This window comes from Corallococcus sp. AS-1-12 (genome assembly GCF_020036995.1).
In the GTDB taxonomy this organism is placed as follows: Bacteria; Myxococcota; Myxococcia; order Myxococcales; family Myxococcaceae; genus Corallococcus.
Genome location: NZ_JAIQDD010000001.1, coordinates 511,746 through 532,010 on the forward strand (window position 1 = coordinate 511,746; position 20,265 = coordinate 532,010).

The window sequence follows — 20,265 nt, forward strand, 5'->3', positions numbered from 1 at the left end:
CCCCATGGCCTCCCGAAAGATCGCCAAAGTGAAGAACACCGTCCGCAAGGCCGCCAAGGCCGTGCGCAAGCAGGCCACCGCCGCGCGCAAGAAGGTCGCGCAGGTGAAGAAGGCCGTCCCGGCCCGGGCCAAGAAGCTGGTGAAGGCCGCGCAGGCGCCGAAGTCCGCCGCCACCGGCGAGCTGAAGCTGCCCGCGCTGCATGAGAGCACCACGTCCACGGGCCTGAGGGTCATCGCCGCCGAGCGCGGGCCGCTGCCGCTGGTCTCCGTGCGGCTGGTGATGCGCGCGGGCGGCGTGTGGGATCCGCCGGGCAAGGACGGCCTGGCGGACTTCACCGCGCGCCTGCTGCGCCGGGGCACGAAGCGCATGGACGCGGATGGCATCAGCGAAGCCATCGAGTTCGTGGGCGCCAGCCTCTACGCGGGCGTCAACGAGGACGTGCTGTCCGTCTACCTCACCACGCCGGCGGAGCACTTCTCCGCGATGCTGGACGTGCTGGGGCAGGTGGTGCGCGAGCCCACGTTCCCGGAGAAGGAGGTCGTGGACGCCCGCGAGCGCGCGCTGGCGCAGTTCGCCAACGACCTGGATGATCCGTCCTCCATCGCGGACCGCGCCTTCACGCGCGCCGTGTGGGGGGACCATCCGTACGGGCGCGACCTGGGCGGCAACAAGCGCACCGTGTCCACCTTCACCCGCGACGACGTGGTCCGCTTCCACGCCGAGTGCATGGGGCCGAAGATCTCCCTGCTCACGGTGGTGGGCGCCATCGACCCCGCGACCGTGGCCGCGGAGGCCGAGCGCGCCTTCGTCGGCTGGACGGGCGGCCCCGACGCGGAGCCGATGCTGCCCCGCAGGCAGGAGCCGCTGGCGAAGGCCGGCACGGTGCTGCTGGTGGACAAGCCGGACCAGACGCAGTCCCAGGTGCGCCTGGGCGGCCCCGGCTTCTGGCTGGGCCACGAGGACTACTTCCCGGCCACGGCGATGAACATCGCGCTGGGCGGCGGCTTCACGTCGCGGCTGATGAACGAGATCCGCGTCAACCGGGGCCTCACCTACGGCGTCAGCTCCTACTTCGACACGATGAGCGCGGCCGGCATCTTCGCGCTGTCCACGTTCACGAAGACGGCGTCCACGCGGGTGATCATCGACGTGGCGCTGAAGGAGATCCACGGCGTGCGCGACGGCGGCCTCAAGCCCCGCGAGCTGAAGGACGCGCAGAGCTACCTGGCCGGCCTGTACCCGCTGCGCACGGAGACCAACGAGTCCGTGGCCTCCGTCATCGCGGACATGCGCATGCACGGCCTGGGCGACGACTGGGTGGAGAAGTTCCGCGACCGGCTGCGCGCCGTGACGCCGAAGGACGTGGCCGCGGCGGCGAGGAAGTACGCGTTCGCGGACCGGCCCGTCATCGTGGTGCTGGGCAAGGCGTCGGAGGTGAAGCCGCTGCTGGAAGGGCTGGGCCCCATCACCGTCGTGCCGGCGTCGGACTACGAATGAGCGGAGACGTTCCCCGCGTCCTCTTCGAGGGCGCGGGCGTGATGGTGGTGGACAAGCCGGCCGGGGTGCTCGTCATCCCCGGCCGCGAGGGCGGCGCGTCGCTGCGCGACACGCTGGAGGCGTCGCTGGGCCGCAAGGTCTACGTGGTGCACCGGTTGGACCGAGACACGTCCGGCGCGCTGGTGTTCGCGCTGGACGCGGCCGTGCACCGCGCGCTGTCCCAGGCCTTCGAGACGGGCAAGGTGCGCAAGCGCTACCGCGCCCTGGTGGAGGGCCGGCTGGAGGCGCCCCGGATGGTGGACGCGCCGCTCGTCGCCGGCCGCAAGGGGCGCATGCGCGTGGCCAGGCCGGAGGAGCCGGACGCCAAGGCGTCACGCACGCGGGTGCGCCCGGTGGAGACCTTCGCGCGCGCGTCGCTGGTGGAGGCGGAGCCTTTGACGGGCCGCACGCATCAGATCCGCGTGCACCTGCTGTCCCTGGGGCACCCGCTGCTCGTGGACCACCAGTACGGCCGCGAGGCGCCGCTCACGGAGGGCGACCTGGGAGGGCAGGGGACCGCGGAGGTGCTGGCCCGGACGCCGCTGCATGCCGCGCGCGTGGAGTGGCCCGCGTTGCCCGGGCTGCCAGCGCGCGGGGTGGACGCGCCGCTGCCCGAGGACATGCGGCGCACGCTGGAGCTGCTGCGCGCGGCGGGGTGAAGCGCGGCGCTACCTGGCGGGCTCCAGCCGGAACGTGTTGGACTCGCCGGTCGCGCCGAAGCTGTTCAGCGCGGTGAGGCGCACGTTGCCCGCGGGCGCGTCCATGACGACGTACGCGTTGCAGACGCCGACCTCGCAGGGGCCGATCTTGGAGGGCGTCACCGTGCCGCGCGACGCGCTCAGCTCCACCGAGCCCTGGAAGTGCCCGGCCCGGGGCCCCAGGGCGCGCACCGTGATGACGAAGGGCGTCCGGCTCACGCGCGTGCCTTCGATGGCGTCGAAGCTGAAGCCCGTGACGTCGCCCTCGCGCATCGGCTCGTCCGGGCCGGGGCCCGCGTCCACCGGCTGGCCGCCGTCCGTGGTGTCGACCCCGCCGTCGAAGTCGCTGGAGATGGGGCCCGCGTCCGTGAGGATGAGCACGCCTCCGTCCTCCGCCGGGGGCGGGTCGATGACCTCCTGTCCCGCGGGGCGCAGGGTGAGGGCGTCATCGGCCACCGCCTCGCGCCCGTCCTCCAGTCGCAGGCGCACCGCGTGCGAGCCCGCACCCAGCCCCCGGGGCACCGTCACGACGGCGACGCCCGCCGGGTCGAAGCTCGACACCGTCGCCTCCACCTCATCCACCCAGACGCGGCCGGCGCCCATGCGCGCGTCCACCTTCTGCGCGCCGTAGTCCACCGCCACGCTGTAGCGCGCGTCGAACCGCACGGTGACGTCTTCGTCCCTCGTGTTCACCGGCAGCGTCGCGGGCTCCACGCTGACGATGGTGGGGTCGGGCAGCGCCGCCGGGTCGCCCGAGCAGGCCCACGCCAGCACCGCCAGCCCCACCGTGGCCAGGCCCGCGCGCCTCACGGCACGAACCTCAGCCCCGCGGACACGGACACGCCGCCCAGCTCGGCGCGCAGCGACGGCGTCTCCACGGGCGCCAGGGCCGCGCGCACCTCCGTGAGGACGCTCCAGCGGCCCAAGCCATACGCGCCCTGTGCGGCCAGGAATCCCATGGCGCGCACTCTGCGCTCATCCAAGGCGTCAGGAAAGACGGCACCGGCCTCAATGGCTTTCGTCGACAGGTGATGGCTCAAAGCCAGCACTCCGCCGCCTGCACGGCCGTCCAGTTGAAAGGAACCACGCTGGAAAAGGGTGACCCGCGCGGACAGAAGCAGGGGCATCCCCCAGACGCGGGAGCGCACCTGCGTGCCGGCCTGCTGTCCGTCCAGGCTCGCGTGACGAAGGCCCGCCTCGGCCTCGGCCGCCACGCGCCAGCGCCACAGCGGCAGCGGCACGGTGACGCCCAGCCCCAGCAGCGGTCCCCCGTTGGCGCCGCTCGCGAACGCGGCGCCGCCCAGGAGGAACAGCGACGGCTGCGGCACCGGGATCTGGACCCCGTGCCCAGGGAAGAGGGCAGGGGCGTCCGGGATGAGCACCACGTCCGCGGGCCGTGCGTCGGCGGGCTTCACCGCGCCCTGGAGCCGCACCGCGTCCCCGGCGGGCGCGTCACTCCAGCGCACGGTGACGGACACGTCCGTCGCGTCCGCGCGCGGGCGCACCGTGTAGCGCGCGCGCTCCGGATCCACCGGCTTCACGTCGGCGCCCTCCGCCTCCACGCTCAGCGCCGAGGCGGGGACGCGCTCCTCGGCGCCCGCGATGATCAGCCAGCCGCCGCCCTCCACGGGCAGCGGATCCGGCGTGAGCGCGGCGACGAGCGGACGCACCGCGGGCACCTCCAGCGGCGCGCGGCGATCCGTGGTGAGCGTGCCCCGGGTCGCGAGCACGCGCGCCTCCGTCGCGTCCGGCGGCACCTCCACGGGCACCTGCGCGCGCCCGTGCCCGTCCGCCTTCACCGGGCCGAAGCGCGCCTCGCCCACCGCGACCACCACCTCCGCGCCCGGCGCCGTGGACACGTCCAGCGTGGTGCGTCCCAGGAGCGGCAGCCGCACGGTGGTGACCTCCGGCGCGCGGCCGTCCTCCACCCAGAACGAGAGCACCGCCCACAGCGGGTAGCGCACCGGCGGAGGCGTCCAGCGGAAGACGCGCTCGGCGCCGCCCTCCACCCGCGTCCGCTCCCAGGTGCCGGCGGAGGCCGCCGCGCGCACGGGGCCGGCGCCCTTGGGCACCCGCACCCGCACCTCCACGACCACGTCCTCCCCGAGCACCACGCGCCCGGGCGTCGCCTCCACCTCCGGCGGAGCCGCCCGTGCGACGGCGGCACCCAGCAGCAGGAGGCAGAGAGCGAGAGGGAGCGGCGGACGCATTCGGGAGACCCAGCGCCCCAGTTGACCGCCGCTCCGGCCTCCGGGTCAATCCCCGGAAGGCAGGGAAGTCTCAGCGGCCAGGTCCGCCTCCGGAGGGGGCTCGGCCTGGGGCTTGTCCGCGGGGCCGGTGTGCTTGTTCGTCGGCGGACTGAAGACGGGCTTGTCCGTCGGCGGACCGCCACGGCCGTGCACCAGCGTCTTGGTGTCCGTGCGGAAGGTGAGGTCCACCTTGTCGCCGCGCACCGCCGTCACCAGGCCCACGCCGAACGTCGGGTGGTGGAGCACCTGGTCGACCTTGTAGGTGTCCTTGGGGCTGTACTTGGGCGCGCTCGCGATGTCCTTGCCCGCGAGCTGCTCGTCAAAGGAGATGACCACCTTCTCCGCGCGGGTGCTGCCGCCGCTGGAAGAGGCCGCGCGGGGCGCGCGGGTCGTGGAGGCCTTGGTGGGACGGTCCGTGACGCCCGCGGCGCCCCGGAACGCGTGGTCCCCGCCGCAGGTGTTGCAGCGGACGCGCACGATCTTCGGACCCACCATCGCGAGGATGGTGTGCGCCAGGTTCATCTTGCAGCGGGTGCACTGGGCATCCACCTCGCCGCCGACCTTCTGAGTAGCCATGCTGTCGTGTCGCTCTGGCCCGGCAACTCCCCGCGAGGGGCGCGCCGGACGTGGAAGTAAAAGGGCCGCGCAACATAACGGCCGACCCCAGGCGGAGGAAGTCCCATCGCATCCCACCCGCGCGCCGCGTGGGAGCCCTCCGGCCAACCAACCGATGGAGGTGGGGGTGGGATGGGCCCGCGCTCAGTTCCCTTGTGCCGCCGTCCGGAGCACGTAGAGTCGCCCGCCTGAACGCATGACCACCGAGACCCCCAGCAAACCCAACCGGTTCACCGGCGCCTTCATCCAGTCGGTGGAGGGCCTCGGCAAGGGCCTCATCGACGTCGTCAGCAGCATTGGCGGCGTGGTGGCCCTGGGCCTGGACGTCTTCCGCTGGAGCGTGCGCCGCCCGTTCCGGCTGCACAACCTCTTCACCCAGTTGGACTTCGTGGGCGTGGGCTCCATCTTCATCGTGGGGCTCACCGGCACCTTCACCGGCATGGTGTTCGCCCTCCAGACGTCCACGGCGTTCGCCCTGTTCGACGCGGAGAGCCTGGTGGGCCCCACCGTGGCCCTGACGCTCACGCGAGAGCTGGCCTCCGTGTTCGCCGCGCTGATGGTCACCATGCGCGCCGGCTCCGCCATGTGCACGGAGCTGGGCACCATGCGCGTCACCGAGCAGGTGGACGCGCTGGAGACCATGGCCGTCAACCCGGTGCAGTACCTGCTGGTGCCCCGGGTGCTCGCCGGCCTGTTCATGGTCCCCGCGCTCACCATGCTCTTCAACACCACGGGCATGAGCGGCGCCTACGTGGTCGCCGTCTTCGGCCTGGGCATCTCCCCCGGCACGTTCCTGTCCCGCACCCAGCAGTGGATGGCGCCGGCGGACGTCTACGAGGGCCTGCTCAAGGGCGCCATCTTCGGCCTCTCCGTGGCCCTCATCTGTTGCTACAAGGGCTTCAACGCCTCCGGCGGCGCCAAGGGCGTGGGCCAGGCGACCACGGAGGCGATGGTCTCGAGCGCGCTGGCCATCTTCATCCTCGACTTCATCGTCGGCATGTTGATGCACTGATGAGCTCAGAGACGGCGCCCGGCTCCGAGCGGGCCATGATCGACATCGTGGACCTGCACAAGACGTTCGCGGGCAACAAGGTCCTCACCGGCATCAACCTCACCGTGCCCGCGGGCAGCACCTGCGTCATCCTGGGCGGCTCCGGCTCCGGCAAGACGGTGCTGATGAAGCACATGATCGGCCTGCTCAAGCCGGACAGCGGCAAGGTCATCATCGACGGGCAGGACATCGTCCCCATGAGCGTGGAGGCGCTGCAGCAGGTGCGCCGCAGCTTCGGCATGGTGTTCCAGGCCGCCGCGCTCTTCGACTCCATGACGGTGTTCGAGAACGTCGCCTTCCCGCTGCGCCAGCACACGAAGCTGTCCGAGGACGAGATCCGCGAGCAGGTGAGGAAGCGCCTGGACCTCATGGGGCTCAAGCGCGAGGTGGAGGGCCGCTTCCCCGCGGACCTGTCCGGCGGCATGCGCAAGCGCGTGGGCCTGGCGCGCGCCGTGGTGCTGGACCCCAAGGTCGTCCTCTACGACGAGCCCACCACCGGCCTGGACCCCATCACCACGGACTCCGTGGACGACATGATCCTCACCGCGCAGAAGGAGCTGGGCGTCACCAGCGTGGTCATCAGCCACGACATCGCGTCCGCCTTCAACGTGGCCAACCAGATCGCCTTCCTGTCCAAGGGCGTCATCGTGGAGTACGGCCCGCCGGAGAAGCTGCGGGAGTCCCAGCACCCGGCCGTCCAGGTCTTCCTCCAGACGTGGTTCGGCAAGAACTAAGAGTGCGGGTAGGGAATCCGGTCCCCCAAGGATTCCAGCCCTTCATGAAAAGCTGGCACCCGGCATGCAAATCGTTAGAGTCGCGCGCGGCCGGTGGTAGCGCTCGGAGTCACATCAGGTGAAGAAGCTCGTCACGCCCTTCCGTGTTGGCCTGCTGGTCCTCGCCGCCGGAGGATTCCTCATCACGTTCGTGCTGTTCGCCAAGAAGGGCGGACTGAGCGACCGTGACTCCACCCAGGTGTGGGCCTACTTCCGGGACGCGTCCGGCCTGGCGGTCCGTGGGCGGGTGCAGATCGCCGGCATCCCCGTGGGCGAGATCAGCGACATCAGCCTGGAGGGCACCCGCGCGAAGATCTGGCTGAAGATCCGCAAGGGCGTGGACCTGCGCCAGGACGCCGCGGTCACCAAGCGCTCGGAGTCGCTCCTGGGCGACTACCTGCTGGACCTGAACCCCGGCACGGAGCAGGCGCCGGAGCTGGAGAACGGCGGGCAGATCCGCCGCGTCATCGACACGCAGGGCGTGGAGGCCGTCTTCGAGTCCCTGTCGCAGATCACCTCCGACATCCAGCAGGTGACGGGCGCGCTGCGCGAGGTGCTGGGCGGCGAGAAGGGCGCCGGCAGCCTGGAGCGCATCGTGGAGAACCTGGTCCGCCTGTCGGACTCGGTGGACGCGACGGTGCGCCGCAACACGGACCGCCTGGACACCATCATGGCGAACGTGGAGGGCGTGTCCTCCGACGTGCGCGCCATCACCCAGGGCAACGGCGCGGAGGTGACGCGCATCGTCACCAACGTGGAGCGCATCACCCAGGACGTCCGCGAGGTGCTGGGCACCGTCAAGAACATCGTGGGCAGCGGGGAAGGGGAGTTCAAGGAGAGCGTCTCCAGCCTCAAGCAGACGCTGGGCCGGCTGGACAACACCCTGGCCAACCTGGAGGACATCACCCGCAAGGTGAAGGACGGCGAGGGCGCCGCGGGCGCGCTGCTCACGGACGAGCAACTGGGCCAGCGCCTCAGCGAGGCCGTCACGGACGTCAGCGAGTTCGCCACCCGCCTCAGCACCCTCCAGACGGAGGTGGGCCTGTTCAGCAGCTACCTGGTGGCCCAGGGCGCGTCCAAGAACGGCCTGTCGCTGCGGCTCATCCCCAAGCCGGACAAGTACTACCTGCTGGAGATCATCGACGACCCGCGCGGCTCCGTCAGCACGCAGGTGGTGCAGACGAACCCGCCGTCTGACGGGGACCCGGTCATCCAGACGCAGAAGGTGACCCGGGAGTCCTTCAAGGTCAGCCTCCAGTTCGCCAAGCGCTACTACTTCACCACCCTGCGCGTGGGCCTCATCGAATCCACGGGCGGCGTGGGCGCGGACCTGCACCTCTTCGACGACGCGCTGACCCTGAAGATGGACGCGTTCAACTTCACCGCGGACGAGCTGCGCTACCCGCGCCTGCGCGCCACGCTGCGCGCCCAGGCGTTCGACCACCTGTTCGTCATGGCGGGCATGGACGACATCCTCAACGCCAAGCAGCGCGACGCGGCCACCCGCCGCCTCATCGCCGGCCGCGACTTCTTCTTCGGCGCGGGCTTCTTCTTCACCGACGACGACCTGAAGGCCCTCATCGCCACCACGGGCGTCCCGGCGTTCTAGACCGTTGTCCCCTTGACGTTGCCGGGAAGGTGTCGTACCCGGCACGGGCACGGGGTTTCCCCTGGAATGCGCCGTGCCCTGACGCGAAGCCGTACCCGCGCCGGGTCACCCCCAGGAAGAAGCCTCCATGTCTCTGCTCGTCGTCGGTTCAATCGCGCTGGACTCGCTGGAAACGCCCTTCGGCAAGAAGGAGGACGTGCTGGGTGGCTCGGCCACCTACTTCTCCACCTCCGCGTCCTTCTTCAGCCCCGTGCAACTGGTGGCGGTGATTGGCGAGGACTTCCCGGAGGCGCACCTGCAGTTCCTGCGCGGGCGCGGAATCGACCTGGAGGGGCTCACCCGCGAGTCCGGCCGCACCTTCCGCTGGAAGGGCAAGTACGGCTGGGAGCTCAACGAGGCGCAGACGCTGGACACCCAGCTCAACGTCTTCGAGGCCTTCTCGCCCAACCTGCCGGCCGCCTACCGCGAGACGCCCTACGTCTTCCTGGGCAACATCCACCCGGAGCTCCAGTCGCGCGTGCTGGATCAGGTGAAGGCGCCCAAGCTGGTGGCCGCGGACACGATGAACTTCTGGATCCAGGGCAGCCGCCCCGCGCTGCTCAAGACGCTCCAGCGCGTGAACCTGCTCTTCATCAACGACGCGGAGGCGCGCCAGCTCTCCGGCGAGCACAACGTGGTGAAGGCCGCCCGCGCCATCCTGGCCATGGGCCCGTCCCGCGTGGTCATCAAGCGCGGCGAGCACGGCGCGCTCCTCTTCGAGCAGGACCACATCTTCGCCTGCCCGGCCTTCCCCCTGTCGGAGGTCTTCGACCCCACCGGCGCGGGTGACACCTTCGCCGGCGGCTTCATGGGCACCCTGGCCAGCTCCGGCGCCGGCAAGGTGGATCAGCAGGTGCTGCGCAAGGCCATGGTCATGGGCAGCGTGATGGCGTCCTTCACCGTGGAGAAGTTCAGCCTGGAGCGCCTGCGCGAGGTGCAGCGCCCGGAGATCCACGCCCGCTTCACCGAGTTCAAGAAGCTCACCCACTTCGACGACCTGGGCCCGCTGGGCGGGTAGGGGAGCGCCGACGCGGGGACGGGACGGCCCGGTGTGGAACTTGACGGGCCGCACCCACCCTCCCTAGGCTCGACCGGACGCAGTGGATGAATAAATCCGGTGCGGACGTCCTTTTTCAGCGCCGGCGTGGACAGTGAAGGTGCCACGTCGGGAGGTCCCCCGGTTGAGCGAGAATCGAAAGCACGCGCGGGTCGGCACCCTCCTGCGCTGCTGGTGCGAGGGTGAGAACGTGACCCTGTATGCACGCATCGCCAACCTGAGCGAGGGAGGCCTCTTCGTGAGGACGAGCACCCCGCTGGCGGCGGGGACGCGGGCGCAGGTGCGGCTCACGCAGCAGGCGACGGACACGCAGTTGCAGGCGCAGGCCACGGTCGTCTGGTTGCGGCAGGAAGAGCAGCCCGCCGGCCGGCCCCCGGGCATGGGCCTGAGATTCGAAGCGTTGGACGCGGACGCGCTGACGAGTCTGCGGCGCATCATCTCCCAGCAGCAAACCCACCCCTAGGGTTCCCATGCGCATCGCCGTCATCTCCGACATCCACTCCAACATCGAGGCCCTCACGGAGGTGCTGAGGGTGGCGGAGCACCAGAAGGTGGACCGCTTCGTGTCGCTGGGGGACATCGTCGGTTATGGGGCGTCCCCCAACCCGTGCTGTGACCTGGTGCGCTCGGTGGCGGAGATCACGCTGCTGGGCAACCACGACGCGGCGGTGGCGGGGCGGATGGACTACTCGTACTACTACGACGCCGCCCGGCACGCGCTCGACTGGAGCGCCAACGTCATCTCCGACGAGAACCTGGCCTGGCTCAGAAGCCTCCCGTACACGTACCGCATCGGCGAGGTGGGCTTCTGCCACGGGTCGCCCATCGACCCGAAGGCGTACGAGTACATCTTCGCGCTGGAGCAGGCGCGGGAGCTGACGCCGTACGTGGCGGAGCTGCCGGAGGTCACCTTCATCGGCCACAGCCACCTGTGCCGCGCGTTCGCCATTGGCAACGGCGAGGTGAACGACGTGGTGGCGCAGAAGTTCGTGCTGCGCAAGGGCTACAAGTACATCGTGTCCGTAGGGAGCGTGGGCCAGCCGCGCGACTACGACAACCGGGCCTGCTTCGTCATCTGCGACACGGACGCGCGCACGGTGGAGTACCTGCGCGTGGAGTACGACATCGAGACCTCCGCGCAGAAGATCTTCGACGCGGACCTGGCGCTCAACTTCGGCAAGCGGCTGTTCCTGGGCGTGTAGGGCAGGCCCGCCGCCCCCGTGCGGAAAAGGGGCGCGGCCGGACGGAAGGTGGCATAAACCGGGGCCGTGCGCCCCCAGGTCCCCCGTCCGATGCGGCCCTTCATGGGCCTTGGCCTCGCAGCCTTCCTGTTCGTCAGCGGCTGCAGCCGCTCGCCCGCGCCGCCCTCGCCCGAGTTCGAGCAGGCCAGCCGCCGGTGGACGTCGCTCTACGCCCAGAAGCTGGACGACGCGTACCTGGACCCCTCCATTGGAGAGATTGAAGCGCAGTTGCAGCGCGTGCCCGCGGACAGCGTGGACTCCGCCGCGTCCCAGGACCTGCTCCAGCGCATCCAGGCGGGCCGCACGCGCATGCAGGCGGCGCTCGACGAGCAGCGCCGCGCGGTGGCCAACGCCGGCGCGCTGCCCACGATGGACCCCTCTTCCACGGACTTCCCGCGCCAGGCCGAGCCCGTGGCGGCCGAGCCCGTGGACGCCGGGCCGGGGGACGCCGGGGCGATCGCCGGGCCCCAGATGGGCACCCCGGCCTCCGAGCTGGTGGCCGGCTTCGAGGGCTGCTTCGGCCGGGGCACGCCCGTCACGGTGGAGGGGCGGGGGATGCGGGAGACCTGGCAGCTCAGCGACCGGGCGTCCTGCCAACTGGGGTACCCCAGCCACCGGGACTCCGTGGTGGTGGTTGAAGACGGCCGTGTGCTGGCGCTGTTACCCAAGAGCGCCATGCGGACCGTGCGCCGTTATGAGGACGGCGGCACGGTGCCCGCGGACGGCGGCGGGCGTTGAACCTCTCTCTTTCAAGAGCTGACGACCTTCGATGAACGAACAGACCTTCATGAAGTTGATGCGCGTGCTGCCCAAGTCGGCGGTGTCCTCCGCGGTGGGCCTGGCCACGCGCCTGCCCGCGCCCGCGCCGGTGCACCACTGGGCCATGCGCACCTTCGCCAAGGCGTACAACGTGGACATGGAGGAGGCGGAGCACTCCTTCGAGAAGTACCCGACCTTCGCCCAGTTCTTCACCCGCGGCCTGAAGCCGGGCCTGCGCCCGGTGGACCCCGGCGAGAAGGTCGTCGTGTCCCCGGTGGACGGCCGGGTGTCCCAGGTGGGCTACGCGGACAACGGCCGCTGCCTGCAGGCCAAGGGCATCGAGTACACGGTGGACGAGCTCCTGGGGGACGCGCAGGCGGCGAAGCCCTTCCACGGCGGCGCCTGGACGACGGTGTACCTGTCCCCGCGCGACTACCACCGCATCCACTCGCCGCTGGGCGGCACCATCACCGGGTACGCGTACATCCCGGGTGAGTTCTGGCCGGTGAACCCCGCGTCGGTGAAGAACAAGCAGTCGCTGTTCTGCGTGAACGAGCGGCTCGTGACGTACCTGGACACCGTGGCCGGCAAGGTGGCGGTGGTGAAGGTGGGCGCCACCTGCGTGTCGCGCATCAAGGCGTCCTACGAGGACATCACCACGCACGTGGGCCAGCCCGGCAAGGTGCACCGCTACGGCGCGGGCATCCCGGTGGAGAAGGGCGGCGAGCTGGGCCGCTTCGAGATGGGCTCCACCGTCATCCTCTGCTTCGAGCCCGGCCGCGTGCGCTGGGACGACAGCATGCAGCCGGAAGCGGTGGTGCGCATGGGCACGCGTATCGGAGTCATCACGTGAGCCAGAAGATCAACGGCGTGAAGGGGATGAACGACCTTCTGCCGGGCGAGATTGAAGTGTGGCAGTTCGTGGAGTCCACCGCGCGCACGCTGTTCGGCCGCTTCGGCTACGGCGAGGTGCGCACGCCCATGGTGGAGGACACGGCCCTCTTCGTGCGCAGCGTGGGCGAGGAGACGGACATCGTCGGCAAGGAGATGTACACCTTCGAGGACAAGGGCGGCCGCAGCCTGTCCCTGCGTCCGGAGGGCACCGCGCCCGCGGCGCGCGCGTACATCGAGCACTCGGTGAACAACCAGGAGCCGGTGTCGCGCTGGTTCTACATGGGGCCCATGTTCCGCTACGAGCGGATGAAGACGGGCCGCTACCGTCAGTTCTCCCAGATTGGCGCGGAGGCCTACGGCGCGAAGGAGCCCGCGCAGGACGCGGAGCTGATGGACGTGGTGGTGCAGTTCCTGGAGGCCCTGGGCCTCACGGACGTCACCCTGAACATCAACTCGCTGGGCGACGACAACTGCCGGCCCGCGTACCACGCGAAGCTGGTGGAGTACCTGAAGGCGCACCGGGAAGAGCTGTGCGCGGACTGCCAGCAGCGGCTGGAGCGCAACCCGCTGCGCGTCCTGGACTGCAAGAACGAGAAGTGCCAGGCGGTGGCCGCGGCCGGGCCCAACGTGCTGGAGTTCCTGTGCGAGCCGTGCCGCGCGCACTTCACGGACCTGCAGCGCAAGCTGGGCGTGCTGGGCATCAAGTACGTGGTGAACCACCGGCTGGTGCGCGGCCTGGACTACTACACGCGCACCGTCTTCGAGTTCATCGCCTCGCACCCCGCGCTGGGCACCGCCAGCACGGTGGGCGGCGGCGGGCGCTACGACAAGATGATGAAGGGCCTGGGCGGGCCGGACGTGCCCGCGGTGGGCTACGCCATGGGCCTGGACCGGCTGGTGCTGCTCCTGAAGGAGAGCGGCAAGACGTTCACCCAGCGGCCGGACCTGTTCATCGCCGTGGCGGACGAGGGCTCGCAGGACGAGGGCCTCAAGCTCGCCAGCCGCCTGCGCCGCGAGGGCCTCAAGGTGGACTTCGACACGCGCGGCGGCAGCCTCAAGAGCCAGATGAAGCGCGCGGACAAGTCCGGCGCCCGCTTCACGCTGGTGCTGGGCGAGCAGGAGCGCACCACCGGCCAGGCGAAGCTCAAGCCCATGGCGGGCGGTGAGCCCGTGCCCGTGGCGCTCGACAGCGTCGCCGCCACCGTGCGCGCGCAGCCGGACGCCCCGGCTCCAGCCCCCACGGCCTGATCCAGGAGCCCCTCCGGCATGACGCGCCCGGCCGGAGGGGAGGGGGGCGGCCTGTCTTCCCTGAAAACCTGGAAGTAAAGGTGTTAAGCATCGTAAGTCCTGGGAATCGCTGGGGGATTGAGGCTGCGTAGATTCGCGGACATTGAGAGGTTGGAGTACATTCCATCCTCCATGTCGAGCGCTCCCCAGCCCGTCTCCATGATCGATGGCCTCCGTTGGATCCCTGTCGCCGGGGACAGCATGTGGCCGTCGTTGCGTGCGGGGGACGTGGCGGAGGTGGAGCCGCTGGTGGAGGCGCCGCGCCCGGGTGAGGTGGTGCTGGCGCGCTTCGAGTCCTCGCTGGTGTTGCACCGGGTGCGCTGGTGCGACGGCCGCGTCTGCGCGCTTCGCGGGGACAATGGCGGCGTGGAAGATCCGCCGCTGCCGCTCGTCCGTATCCTCGGGCGTGCGCGGCGTGTGCGCCGGGGCGGCGCGTTGCTGGAGATGGACCGCTGGGACGTGGGGCCCCGTCGCCTGGGCCGCTGGCGCGCGACGCTGAAGCGCCAGGTGGCCGCGTGGCTGGGAAGGACGGGCCGTGCATGAGCTTTCAGGAAGGCAGCGTTCCCCGGCGGCGTGCGGGGACCTCGGGGGAGGGCTTTGGCGCGGACTTCCTGGTGCTGGACGCGGAGGGGCGCACGCTGCGCGGGCTCAACCCGACGGCGGCGCGCATCTGGGCGCTGTGCGACGGACAGCGCACGGCCCGGGCGGTGGCGGAGCAGGTGGCTTCCGAGTTTTCGACCGACGTCGGTCCGGTGCTGACCGACACGCTGCGCTTCCTGGAGGAGCTTCAGCGGCGAGGTCTGTTGGACGAAGTGCGCGCGCCGGCCGGTGCCGCGCCCCTGGAGGAGACATGATGCGTGCGCTCGTGACCGTGCTGGCGGGTGCGATGGTGCTGTCGGCGTGCTCGGAAGGGGTGTCCCCCCTGCCGCCGCCGTCGGCCGTGAAGCCGGGGCAGGGCGGCGGCTCCGTCACTCCCGTGGATCCGGCCGACGTGCTGGCCGGTGGCGGGAGCGTGGCCCGGCCGCCGCCTCCGGCTCCATCCGGTGAGCAGCCGCCTCCGGACGAGGACGGGGAGGAGGTGCCGCCGCCGGTGGCACTGCCGCCCCCGACCGGGAGCGCCGAGGTGGTGGGCGCGGGCGCGGAGCCCACGCCGCTGTCCGAGGTGCAGCAGGTGGACGTGGACTTCGTGGTGAGCGGCGTGCGGAACAAGGGCGTGGTGGACGTGGAGTTCATCGCGCCGGGCGGGCGTCCGTACGAGAAGCGGAGCGCGACGGTGGAGGCACCGCCGGAGGAGACGCGGACGCTGCGCTATTCGCTGCCGGTGGCGGGCACGCCGGTGTCCATGTCGCGCATGACGGGCACCTGGCAGGTGCGCTTCTTCCTGGACGGGGTGCAGTTGGCCTCCACGTCCTTCACCCTGGAGCCGTGACGTGAGGCCCGCCATGAACGTCCGCATCCTCGCGCTCGTCGCCGTGCTGCTGCCCGCGGTGGGCTTCTCCCAGAACCGGACCTGGACCGTGCGCCCCGTCCCCTCCGCCGGGGAGACCGTCGCCCGCGTGGTGATGGAGGACGCGTCCGACCTGGTCCTGGAGGTGACGAACACGACCCAGGCCACGACCGACGCCCGCCTGTCGGAGGTGTCCTTCGTGCTGCCCGCGGGCTACCAGCTCCTGGGCGGCCTGCCGGCGGAGGAGAACCCGCACTGGAAGGTCGAGTACCTCGACTCCAACGAGCGGCGCATCACCTTCCAGTCCACGTGGGGCTGCGTGGACGAGGCGCGCGGCCTGGCGCGCAATGAGTCCGCGCGCTTCGTGCTGAGCGTGGTGGGGCCGTCGAACCGTTCCAACGACAGCTCCACCGAGCGCCTCGTCACGGGGACGTATGCCCGCGACCAGTGTGACGGCACGACCTACTCGTACAACGTCGGCACCATGACGCCGTGGAATCGCGGCATCCTGGCGGCGAACGTGACGCTGTCGCCGCGCATGCTGGCGGTCAACGGCACGACCGTGGCGCGCGTGGTGGTGGAGAACCGGGGCACGGGCTCGTCCTCGGTGGTCGTGGACAACCCCGCCTCCACGACCAGCGTGCCGCTCACCACCGTGAGCAAGCTCCCCACCGGCAACGTGCCCGTGGCGGTGCAGGCCGCGGGCGTCATCGCGGTCACCCTGCGGCCCACCGCCGCCGGTGCCGTGGCCGCGCGCGTCCGGGCTCGCGCGACCGGCGCGAACGCGCCGCTGGTGGACTCGCCCATGGCGGACGTGGGCGCCCTGGTCGCCGCGGCGGACATGGACCTGGTGGACGCGTTCCCCGGTGATCAGGTGACGCTGCGCCTGACGGTGCTCAACACCTCCACCACGAACACGTACACCCAGGTGCGGCCGCGCGCGCCGGTGCTGCTGGGCACTGCGGCGGCGTCGCTCGTGTCCGGCCCGTCGCCGGAGAGCGTGGCGCAGTTGGCTCCGGGCGCCTCCGCGCAGTTCACCTGGCGCTACCAGGTGTCCGGCACGCCCGGCGCCCGCTACCAGTTCCAGGCGCAGGTGGACGGGACGCTCAACGGTTCGGCGGTGGCGGGGGATGCCGTCACGGCGCGCAAGGGCCGCATCGTGGAGCACCGCGTGCGGCTGAGCCAGGAGACGATGTCCACGGCGGCCACGGGCGTGACGGTGGCGTACACGGTGCAGAACCGGGGCACGCTGCCCATCTACGAGGTGAAGCTGTTCAAGCCCGCGGTGAACTACTTCGCGGTGGCCGCGTCGGGGCCGCAGCCGTTCGGGGACTGGAGCGTCTTCACGGAGGCGGGCGGTTACATCTGGGCGTCGGACACCGGCATCCCGGTGGGCGGCGAGGCCACCTTCCGCATCACCTATTCGGGCTTCACCGCCGTCCCCGCGGACACGGCGTTCCGCCACCGCCTGGAGCTGAACCAGGGCTGGAACGATCCGCGCATCCGCGTGGAGGCGACGATGACGCTGCTCGCGGTCACCGCCTCCCCGGACGTGGGGCGCCTCACGGGCGTGGCCCGCGACGGCAGCGTGACGCTCACCTGGGACAACCCGTTCAACCACGGCGGCACCCTGGTGCTGCGCGCCGAAGGGGCGACGCCCAACACCGCGCCGACCAGCGGCACGCGCTACGCGGTGGGTGACGTGCTGGGCAACGCGACGGTGGCGTACGTGGACGAGTTCAGCTCCGCGTCGTCCATGACGGACACGGGCGTCACCAACGGCACGACGTACGTCTACCGCGTGTTCAACGCGGACGATGAGCTGCGGTACGGGCCGGGCAACCAGCCCACCTCGGTGGGCCTGCTGGCGACCCCCCGGGCGCGCGTGGCGGGCAACCCGCTGTGGTGCTACTCGGTGGGGTTGGACACGACGCTGCAGCCCGTGACGGAGCTGGGCGTGGGCATCTTCAGCTCCTTCAACGACTCGGTGGTGGCCACGCTCACGAACACCACGAACCCGTCCGAGGACGGCGCGGAGCGCTTCCGGCCGGTGAAGATGGCGGGCAAGATCGCCAGCCGCTTCCCGGTGGTGCCGCTGCTGGGCCGGCCCGGGCAGCAGTGGATCGTCGTGGGCGACCAGAGCGGCGTGCCGGCGGTCATCAACACGGCCACGGGTGAGTTCCTGTGGAGGAACACCACGCTGGGCCTGGGGAACATCAGCTCGTTCCCGGTGACGCAGTTGCTCGACTACGCGAACCCGGAGTACCGGACGACGTACTCGAACGTGGACCTGGCCATCTTCGCCACGCGCAACACGTCCGCGCAGAACCAGGTGGTCGCGCTGAACGCGGCCACGGGCGCGCTCATCTGGCGCTACCGGCCCGGGGACCTGGGCATGGTGAGCGGCGGCATGCTGGTGGACTACACGACGAACCGGCTCTACGTGCCGACCCGCTCGGGCACGAGCACGGCCACGCTGCGCGTGCTCAACAGCCTCACGGGCGCGGAGGTGGCGCGGCTGTCGCTGGGGGACCTGGAGTTCGGCGTGGTCCGCAACGCCACGAGCAACCAGATCCTGGTCACCGCCAATGATGGCCGGGTGTACGGCGTGAACCCGGCCACCTTCACGACGGCCTGGACGGTCGCCGTGCGGCCCACCACGGCGCGGGCGTTCACCCACTTCGCGCGGCCCCTGGGCCGGGGCTTCGTGGTGAGCACGGCGGACGGCAGGGTGGAGCGCTATGAGATGGACGCGACCAACGTGCCGGTGCAGTTGTGGTCCACGCCCATCGAGGGCCCGGCCGGCTCCTTCACCCTCAACCAGAACGGGGTGGCGCGCATCTACGTCGGCGGCTCGGACGGCAAGGTGCACCAGTTGGAGCTGGAGACGGGGACGGACTCCGGGCAGGTGACCGTGGCCCCGGCGCAGACCATCGGCACGCCGACCATCGATCACACCGTGAGCCGGTTGCATGTCGGTACCGGGGATGGTCGTATCTGTGCCTTCCCGGTGCCCTTCTAGGTGGGCCATCACGTGAGCCAACGACCTTCACAGCCTCCAGCGGGTCCCGCCGTGCCGAAGCCGCCGGCGGCGCCCGCCGTGTACGTGCCTCCCGCCATCCTGTGGGAGCAGCCCTTCGTCGCGCTGGCGCAGTTGTCCATGTGCACCATCCCCGGCGAATCGGAGTGCATGCCGTGAACGGCGGGGACCCCGCGCCGGGTCCCCGTGACGGCGCGCTCCGGATCACCCTGGCCGGGTGGACGGTGGCGCTCGAGGTGGAGGATGACGCGCTCGCCGGTCCACTCCGGCGCGTGTTCGGCGCGTTCCTCGCTCCGGAGGCCGTGGCTCCCGATGCCCGGCTGGTGATGCGGAACCCTCCCAGCCCCCAGGCTCCGCCTACCGTGCAGGAGCTGCCCCGGCTCGTGCCCGGTGACGCGGGGACGCTGCGCGTGGAGGGCGCCGGGTATTCGGCGGTGCTCTCCGAGGACCGGTGCCACGCGGACGTGGTCGGGTCCGGGCGCTACCCGGTGGAGAACGTGATCAAGGTGATGCTCGCGTCCGCGCTGGCGAAGCGCGGCGGGCTGCTCCTCCACGGCGTGGGGCTGGTGCATGGAGGCCGGGCCGCGCTGTTCGTGGGGCACTCCGGCGCGGGCAAGAGCACCCTGGGCGGCCTGTGGCGCGAGGCGGGTGGGGCGGTGCTCGCGGATGAGCTGGTCGCTGTCTGGCCCGGCGAGGATGGCGGCTGGCGGGCCGCGGGAACGCCCTGGAACGTGCCGGCCCGGACCGCCGAGGCGGCGCTCGTCGCGGTGGGCACGCTGGGCTGGGACGCGGGGTCGCGGTGGGAGGCGCAGGGGGCAGGGGAGGTGGCCCGCGTGCTGCTGCTCAACGCGCTGTTGCCCGAACCCACGCCCTCGGGCCGGGGAGCGCTGGTGGGCGCGGCCGGACGCGTGCTGTCGTCCGTGGAGACCGCCCGGCTCGTGTTCGCGCGGGATGCCAGCGCGGCGGAGGTCGTGCGGGCGCGGCTGGCGTAGCGGGGGCTCGCGCTTGCCTCGCGGCTGCGCTACAGCGGGTGCGGGAGGCGGACGCTGGTGGCTGAGACGCGGGTGCCGTTGACGGTGATCGCTGGGCCCACGGCGTCGGGGAAGACGGCGCTGGCCATCGAGTGGGCGCGCGCCGTGGGCGGGGAGATTGTCAGCGCGGACTCGCAGCAGGTGTACCGCGCCTTCGACATCGGCACCGCGAAGCCCTCCGCCGAGGAGCTGGCCGCCGTGCCGCACCACCTGGTCTCCTGCGTGGATCCGCTCGAGCCCTTCTCCGCCGCCGGGTACCAGCGCCTCGCGGACGCGGCCATCGCGGACATCGCCTCGCGGGGCCGGCCGGTGTTCGTCGTCGGCGGCACCGGCCTGTACCTGCGCATCCTGCTGCACGGCGTGGTGGACGCGCCCGGCGCCCTGCCTTCGCTGCGCGCGGAGCTGGAGGCGCTCGCGGCGGAGCAGGGGAGGGAGGCCGTGCACCGCCGGCTGGCCGATGTGGATCCGGAGACCGCGGCGAAGCTGCCTCCCCAGGACCTGGTGCGCGTCGTCCGCGCCCTGGAGATCCACGCGCAGACGGGCGTGCCCGCGTCCGAGTTCCGCCGCGCCCACGCCTTCGCGCCGGACCGCCACCCCTTCCAGCTCTACGTGCTGGACCCGCCGCGCGACTCCCTCTACGCCGCCATCAACACGCGCACGGAGGCGCTCTTCTCGCGGGGACTCGTGGAGGAGACCCGCGCCCTGCTGGAGCAGGGCTACGCGGACGCGGCGCCCATGCGCAGCGTCGGCTACGTGCAGGCCCGCGCCGTGGTGGAGGGCCGGATGACCCGCGAAGAGGCCATCGCCGACACCGCGCGGGAGACCCGGCGCTACGCCAAGCGGCAGCTCACCTGGTTCCGCAAGGAGCCCGGCGCGGTGTTCCTGTCGCCGCCGTACGCCCGTCCTGCCCTTTAGGCGCGGTGGGCCACCCTGGCCCC

At 71.4% G+C, this 20,265-nt stretch carries 21 protein-coding genes; 18 read left to right on the plus strand and 3 right to left on the minus strand.

Annotated elements, in window-relative coordinates; translation table 11 throughout:
• Positions 1 to 4 precede the first annotated feature (4 nt).
• Both K8556_RS01935 and K8556_RS01940 read left to right on the plus strand, forming a co-directional pair.
• A complete protein-coding gene (locus tag K8556_RS01935) occupies positions 5 to 1,498 on the plus strand; it encodes a pitrilysin family protein (protein ID WP_223738316.1) in 1,494 nt (497 codons plus the stop codon).
• Complete coding sequence (locus K8556_RS01940) at positions 1,495 to 2,196, plus strand: RluA family pseudouridine synthase (RefSeq protein ID WP_223738317.1); 702 nt, start codon at positions 1,495 to 1,497, stop codon at positions 2,194 to 2,196. The genes K8556_RS01935 and K8556_RS01940 overlap by 4 nt, the downstream gene beginning before the upstream one ends.
• A 9-nt stretch (positions 2,197 to 2,205) precedes the next feature.
• Here K8556_RS01940 and K8556_RS01945 read toward each other — a convergent pair whose 3' ends face one another.
• The 3 genes from K8556_RS01945 to K8556_RS01955 are packed head-to-tail and all read right to left on the minus strand — an operon-like array spanning position 2,206 to position 5,060.
• Complete coding sequence (locus K8556_RS01945; RefSeq protein ID WP_223738318.1) at positions 2,206 to 3,045, minus strand: hypothetical protein; 840 nt, start codon at positions 3,043 to 3,045, stop codon at positions 2,206 to 2,208.
• Complete coding sequence (locus K8556_RS01950) at positions 3,042 to 4,445, minus strand: hypothetical protein (RefSeq protein ID WP_223738319.1); 1,404 nt, start codon at positions 4,443 to 4,445, stop codon at positions 3,042 to 3,044. The genes K8556_RS01945 and K8556_RS01950 overlap by 4 nt, the downstream gene beginning before the upstream one ends.
• Before the next feature lie 45 nt (positions 4,446 to 4,490).
• Positions 4,491 to 5,060 carry a hypothetical protein gene (locus tag K8556_RS01955; RefSeq protein ID WP_223738320.1) on the minus strand — a complete coding sequence of 190 codons (570 nt, stop codon included), beginning with the start codon at positions 5,058 to 5,060 and terminating at the stop codon, positions 4,491 to 4,493.
• A gap of 235 nt (positions 5,061 to 5,295) precedes the next feature.
• Between K8556_RS01955 and K8556_RS01960 the strand changes: the two genes are divergently transcribed.
• The 16 genes from K8556_RS01960 (at position 5,296) to miaA (ending at position 20,242) form a co-directional block, all read left to right on the plus strand.
• Positions 5,296 to 6,111 (plus strand): ABC transporter permease, encoded by an 816-nt coding sequence (locus tag K8556_RS01960; RefSeq protein WP_223738321.1) that lies wholly within the window; start codon positions 5,296 to 5,298, stop codon positions 6,109 to 6,111.
• 35 nt (positions 6,112 to 6,146) lie between these two features.
• On the plus strand, positions 6,147 to 6,884 hold the full coding sequence (locus K8556_RS01965; protein WP_304503921.1) for an ABC transporter ATP-binding protein: 738 nt from the start codon (positions 6,147 to 6,149) through the stop codon (positions 6,882 to 6,884).
• Positions 6,885 to 7,002: 118 nt separating this feature from the next.
• Positions 7,003 to 8,532: an MlaD family protein gene (locus K8556_RS01970; RefSeq protein WP_223738323.1), complete on the plus strand. Its 1,530-nt coding sequence runs from the start codon at positions 7,003 to 7,005 to the stop codon at positions 8,530 to 8,532.
• 127 nt (positions 8,533 to 8,659) lie between these two features.
• On the plus strand, positions 8,660 to 9,589 hold the full coding sequence (locus tag K8556_RS01975; protein ID WP_223738324.1) for a PfkB family carbohydrate kinase: 930 nt from the start codon (positions 8,660 to 8,662) through the stop codon (positions 9,587 to 9,589).
• Positions 9,590 to 9,752: 163 nt separating this feature from the next.
• Positions 9,753 to 10,091: a TIGR02266 family protein gene (locus K8556_RS01980; protein ID WP_223738325.1), complete on the plus strand. Its 339-nt coding sequence runs from the start codon at positions 9,753 to 9,755 to the stop codon at positions 10,089 to 10,091.
• Between the two features lie 7 nt (positions 10,092 to 10,098).
• The gene (locus K8556_RS01985; protein ID WP_120526312.1) at positions 10,099 to 10,830 is read left to right on the plus strand and encodes a metallophosphoesterase; all 732 of its coding nucleotides are present in this window, start codon (positions 10,099 to 10,101) and stop codon (positions 10,828 to 10,830) included.
• A gap of 102 nt (positions 10,831 to 10,932) precedes the next feature.
• Positions 10,933 to 11,607: a hypothetical protein gene (locus K8556_RS01990; protein ID WP_223738326.1), complete on the plus strand. Its 675-nt coding sequence runs from the start codon at positions 10,933 to 10,935 to the stop codon at positions 11,605 to 11,607.
• A 31-nt stretch (positions 11,608 to 11,638) separates the two neighbouring features.
• Positions 11,639 to 12,481: an archaetidylserine decarboxylase gene (gene asd, locus K8556_RS01995; protein ID WP_223738327.1), complete on the plus strand. Its 843-nt coding sequence runs from the start codon at positions 11,639 to 11,641 to the stop codon at positions 12,479 to 12,481.
• Between the two features lie 26 nt (positions 12,482 to 12,507).
• Entirely contained in the window at positions 12,508 to 13,770 is a 1,263-nt protein-coding gene (hisS, locus tag K8556_RS02000) for a histidine--tRNA ligase (RefSeq protein ID WP_223738393.1), read from the plus strand.
• 171 nt (positions 13,771 to 13,941) lie between these two features.
• Positions 13,942 to 14,352, plus strand: coding sequence for a S24/S26 family peptidase (locus tag K8556_RS02005; RefSeq protein WP_304503919.1), 411 nt, complete (start codon positions 13,942 to 13,944; stop codon positions 14,350 to 14,352).
• Complete coding sequence (locus K8556_RS02010; protein WP_014397086.1) at positions 14,349 to 14,663, plus strand: PqqD family protein; 315 nt, start codon at positions 14,349 to 14,351, stop codon at positions 14,661 to 14,663. Before K8556_RS02005 ends, K8556_RS02010 begins: the two co-directional genes overlap by 4 nt.
• Positions 14,660 to 15,238 (plus strand): hypothetical protein, encoded by a 579-nt coding sequence (locus K8556_RS02015; RefSeq protein WP_223738328.1) that lies wholly within the window; start codon positions 14,660 to 14,662, stop codon positions 15,236 to 15,238. Before K8556_RS02010 ends, K8556_RS02015 begins: the two co-directional genes overlap by 4 nt.
• Before the next feature lie 13 nt (positions 15,239 to 15,251).
• Complete coding sequence (locus K8556_RS02020; protein WP_223738329.1) at positions 15,252 to 18,278, plus strand: PQQ-binding-like beta-propeller repeat protein; 3,027 nt, start codon at positions 15,252 to 15,254, stop codon at positions 18,276 to 18,278.
• 51 nt (positions 18,279 to 18,329) lie between these two features.
• The gene (locus tag K8556_RS38985; protein ID WP_255651269.1) at positions 18,330 to 18,455 is read left to right on the plus strand and encodes a hypothetical protein; all 126 of its coding nucleotides are present in this window, start codon (positions 18,330 to 18,332) and stop codon (positions 18,453 to 18,455) included.
• Positions 18,452 to 19,288 carry a hypothetical protein gene (locus tag K8556_RS02025; protein WP_223738330.1) on the plus strand — a complete coding sequence of 279 codons (837 nt, stop codon included), beginning with the start codon at positions 18,452 to 18,454 and terminating at the stop codon, positions 19,286 to 19,288. The genes K8556_RS38985 and K8556_RS02025 overlap by 4 nt, the downstream gene beginning before the upstream one ends.
• Before the next feature lie 72 nt (positions 19,289 to 19,360).
• Positions 19,361 to 20,242: a tRNA (adenosine(37)-N6)-dimethylallyltransferase MiaA gene (miaA, locus tag K8556_RS02030; RefSeq protein ID WP_223738395.1), complete on the plus strand. Its 882-nt coding sequence runs from the start codon at positions 19,361 to 19,363 to the stop codon at positions 20,240 to 20,242.
• Positions 20,243 to 20,265 lie beyond the last annotated feature (23 nt).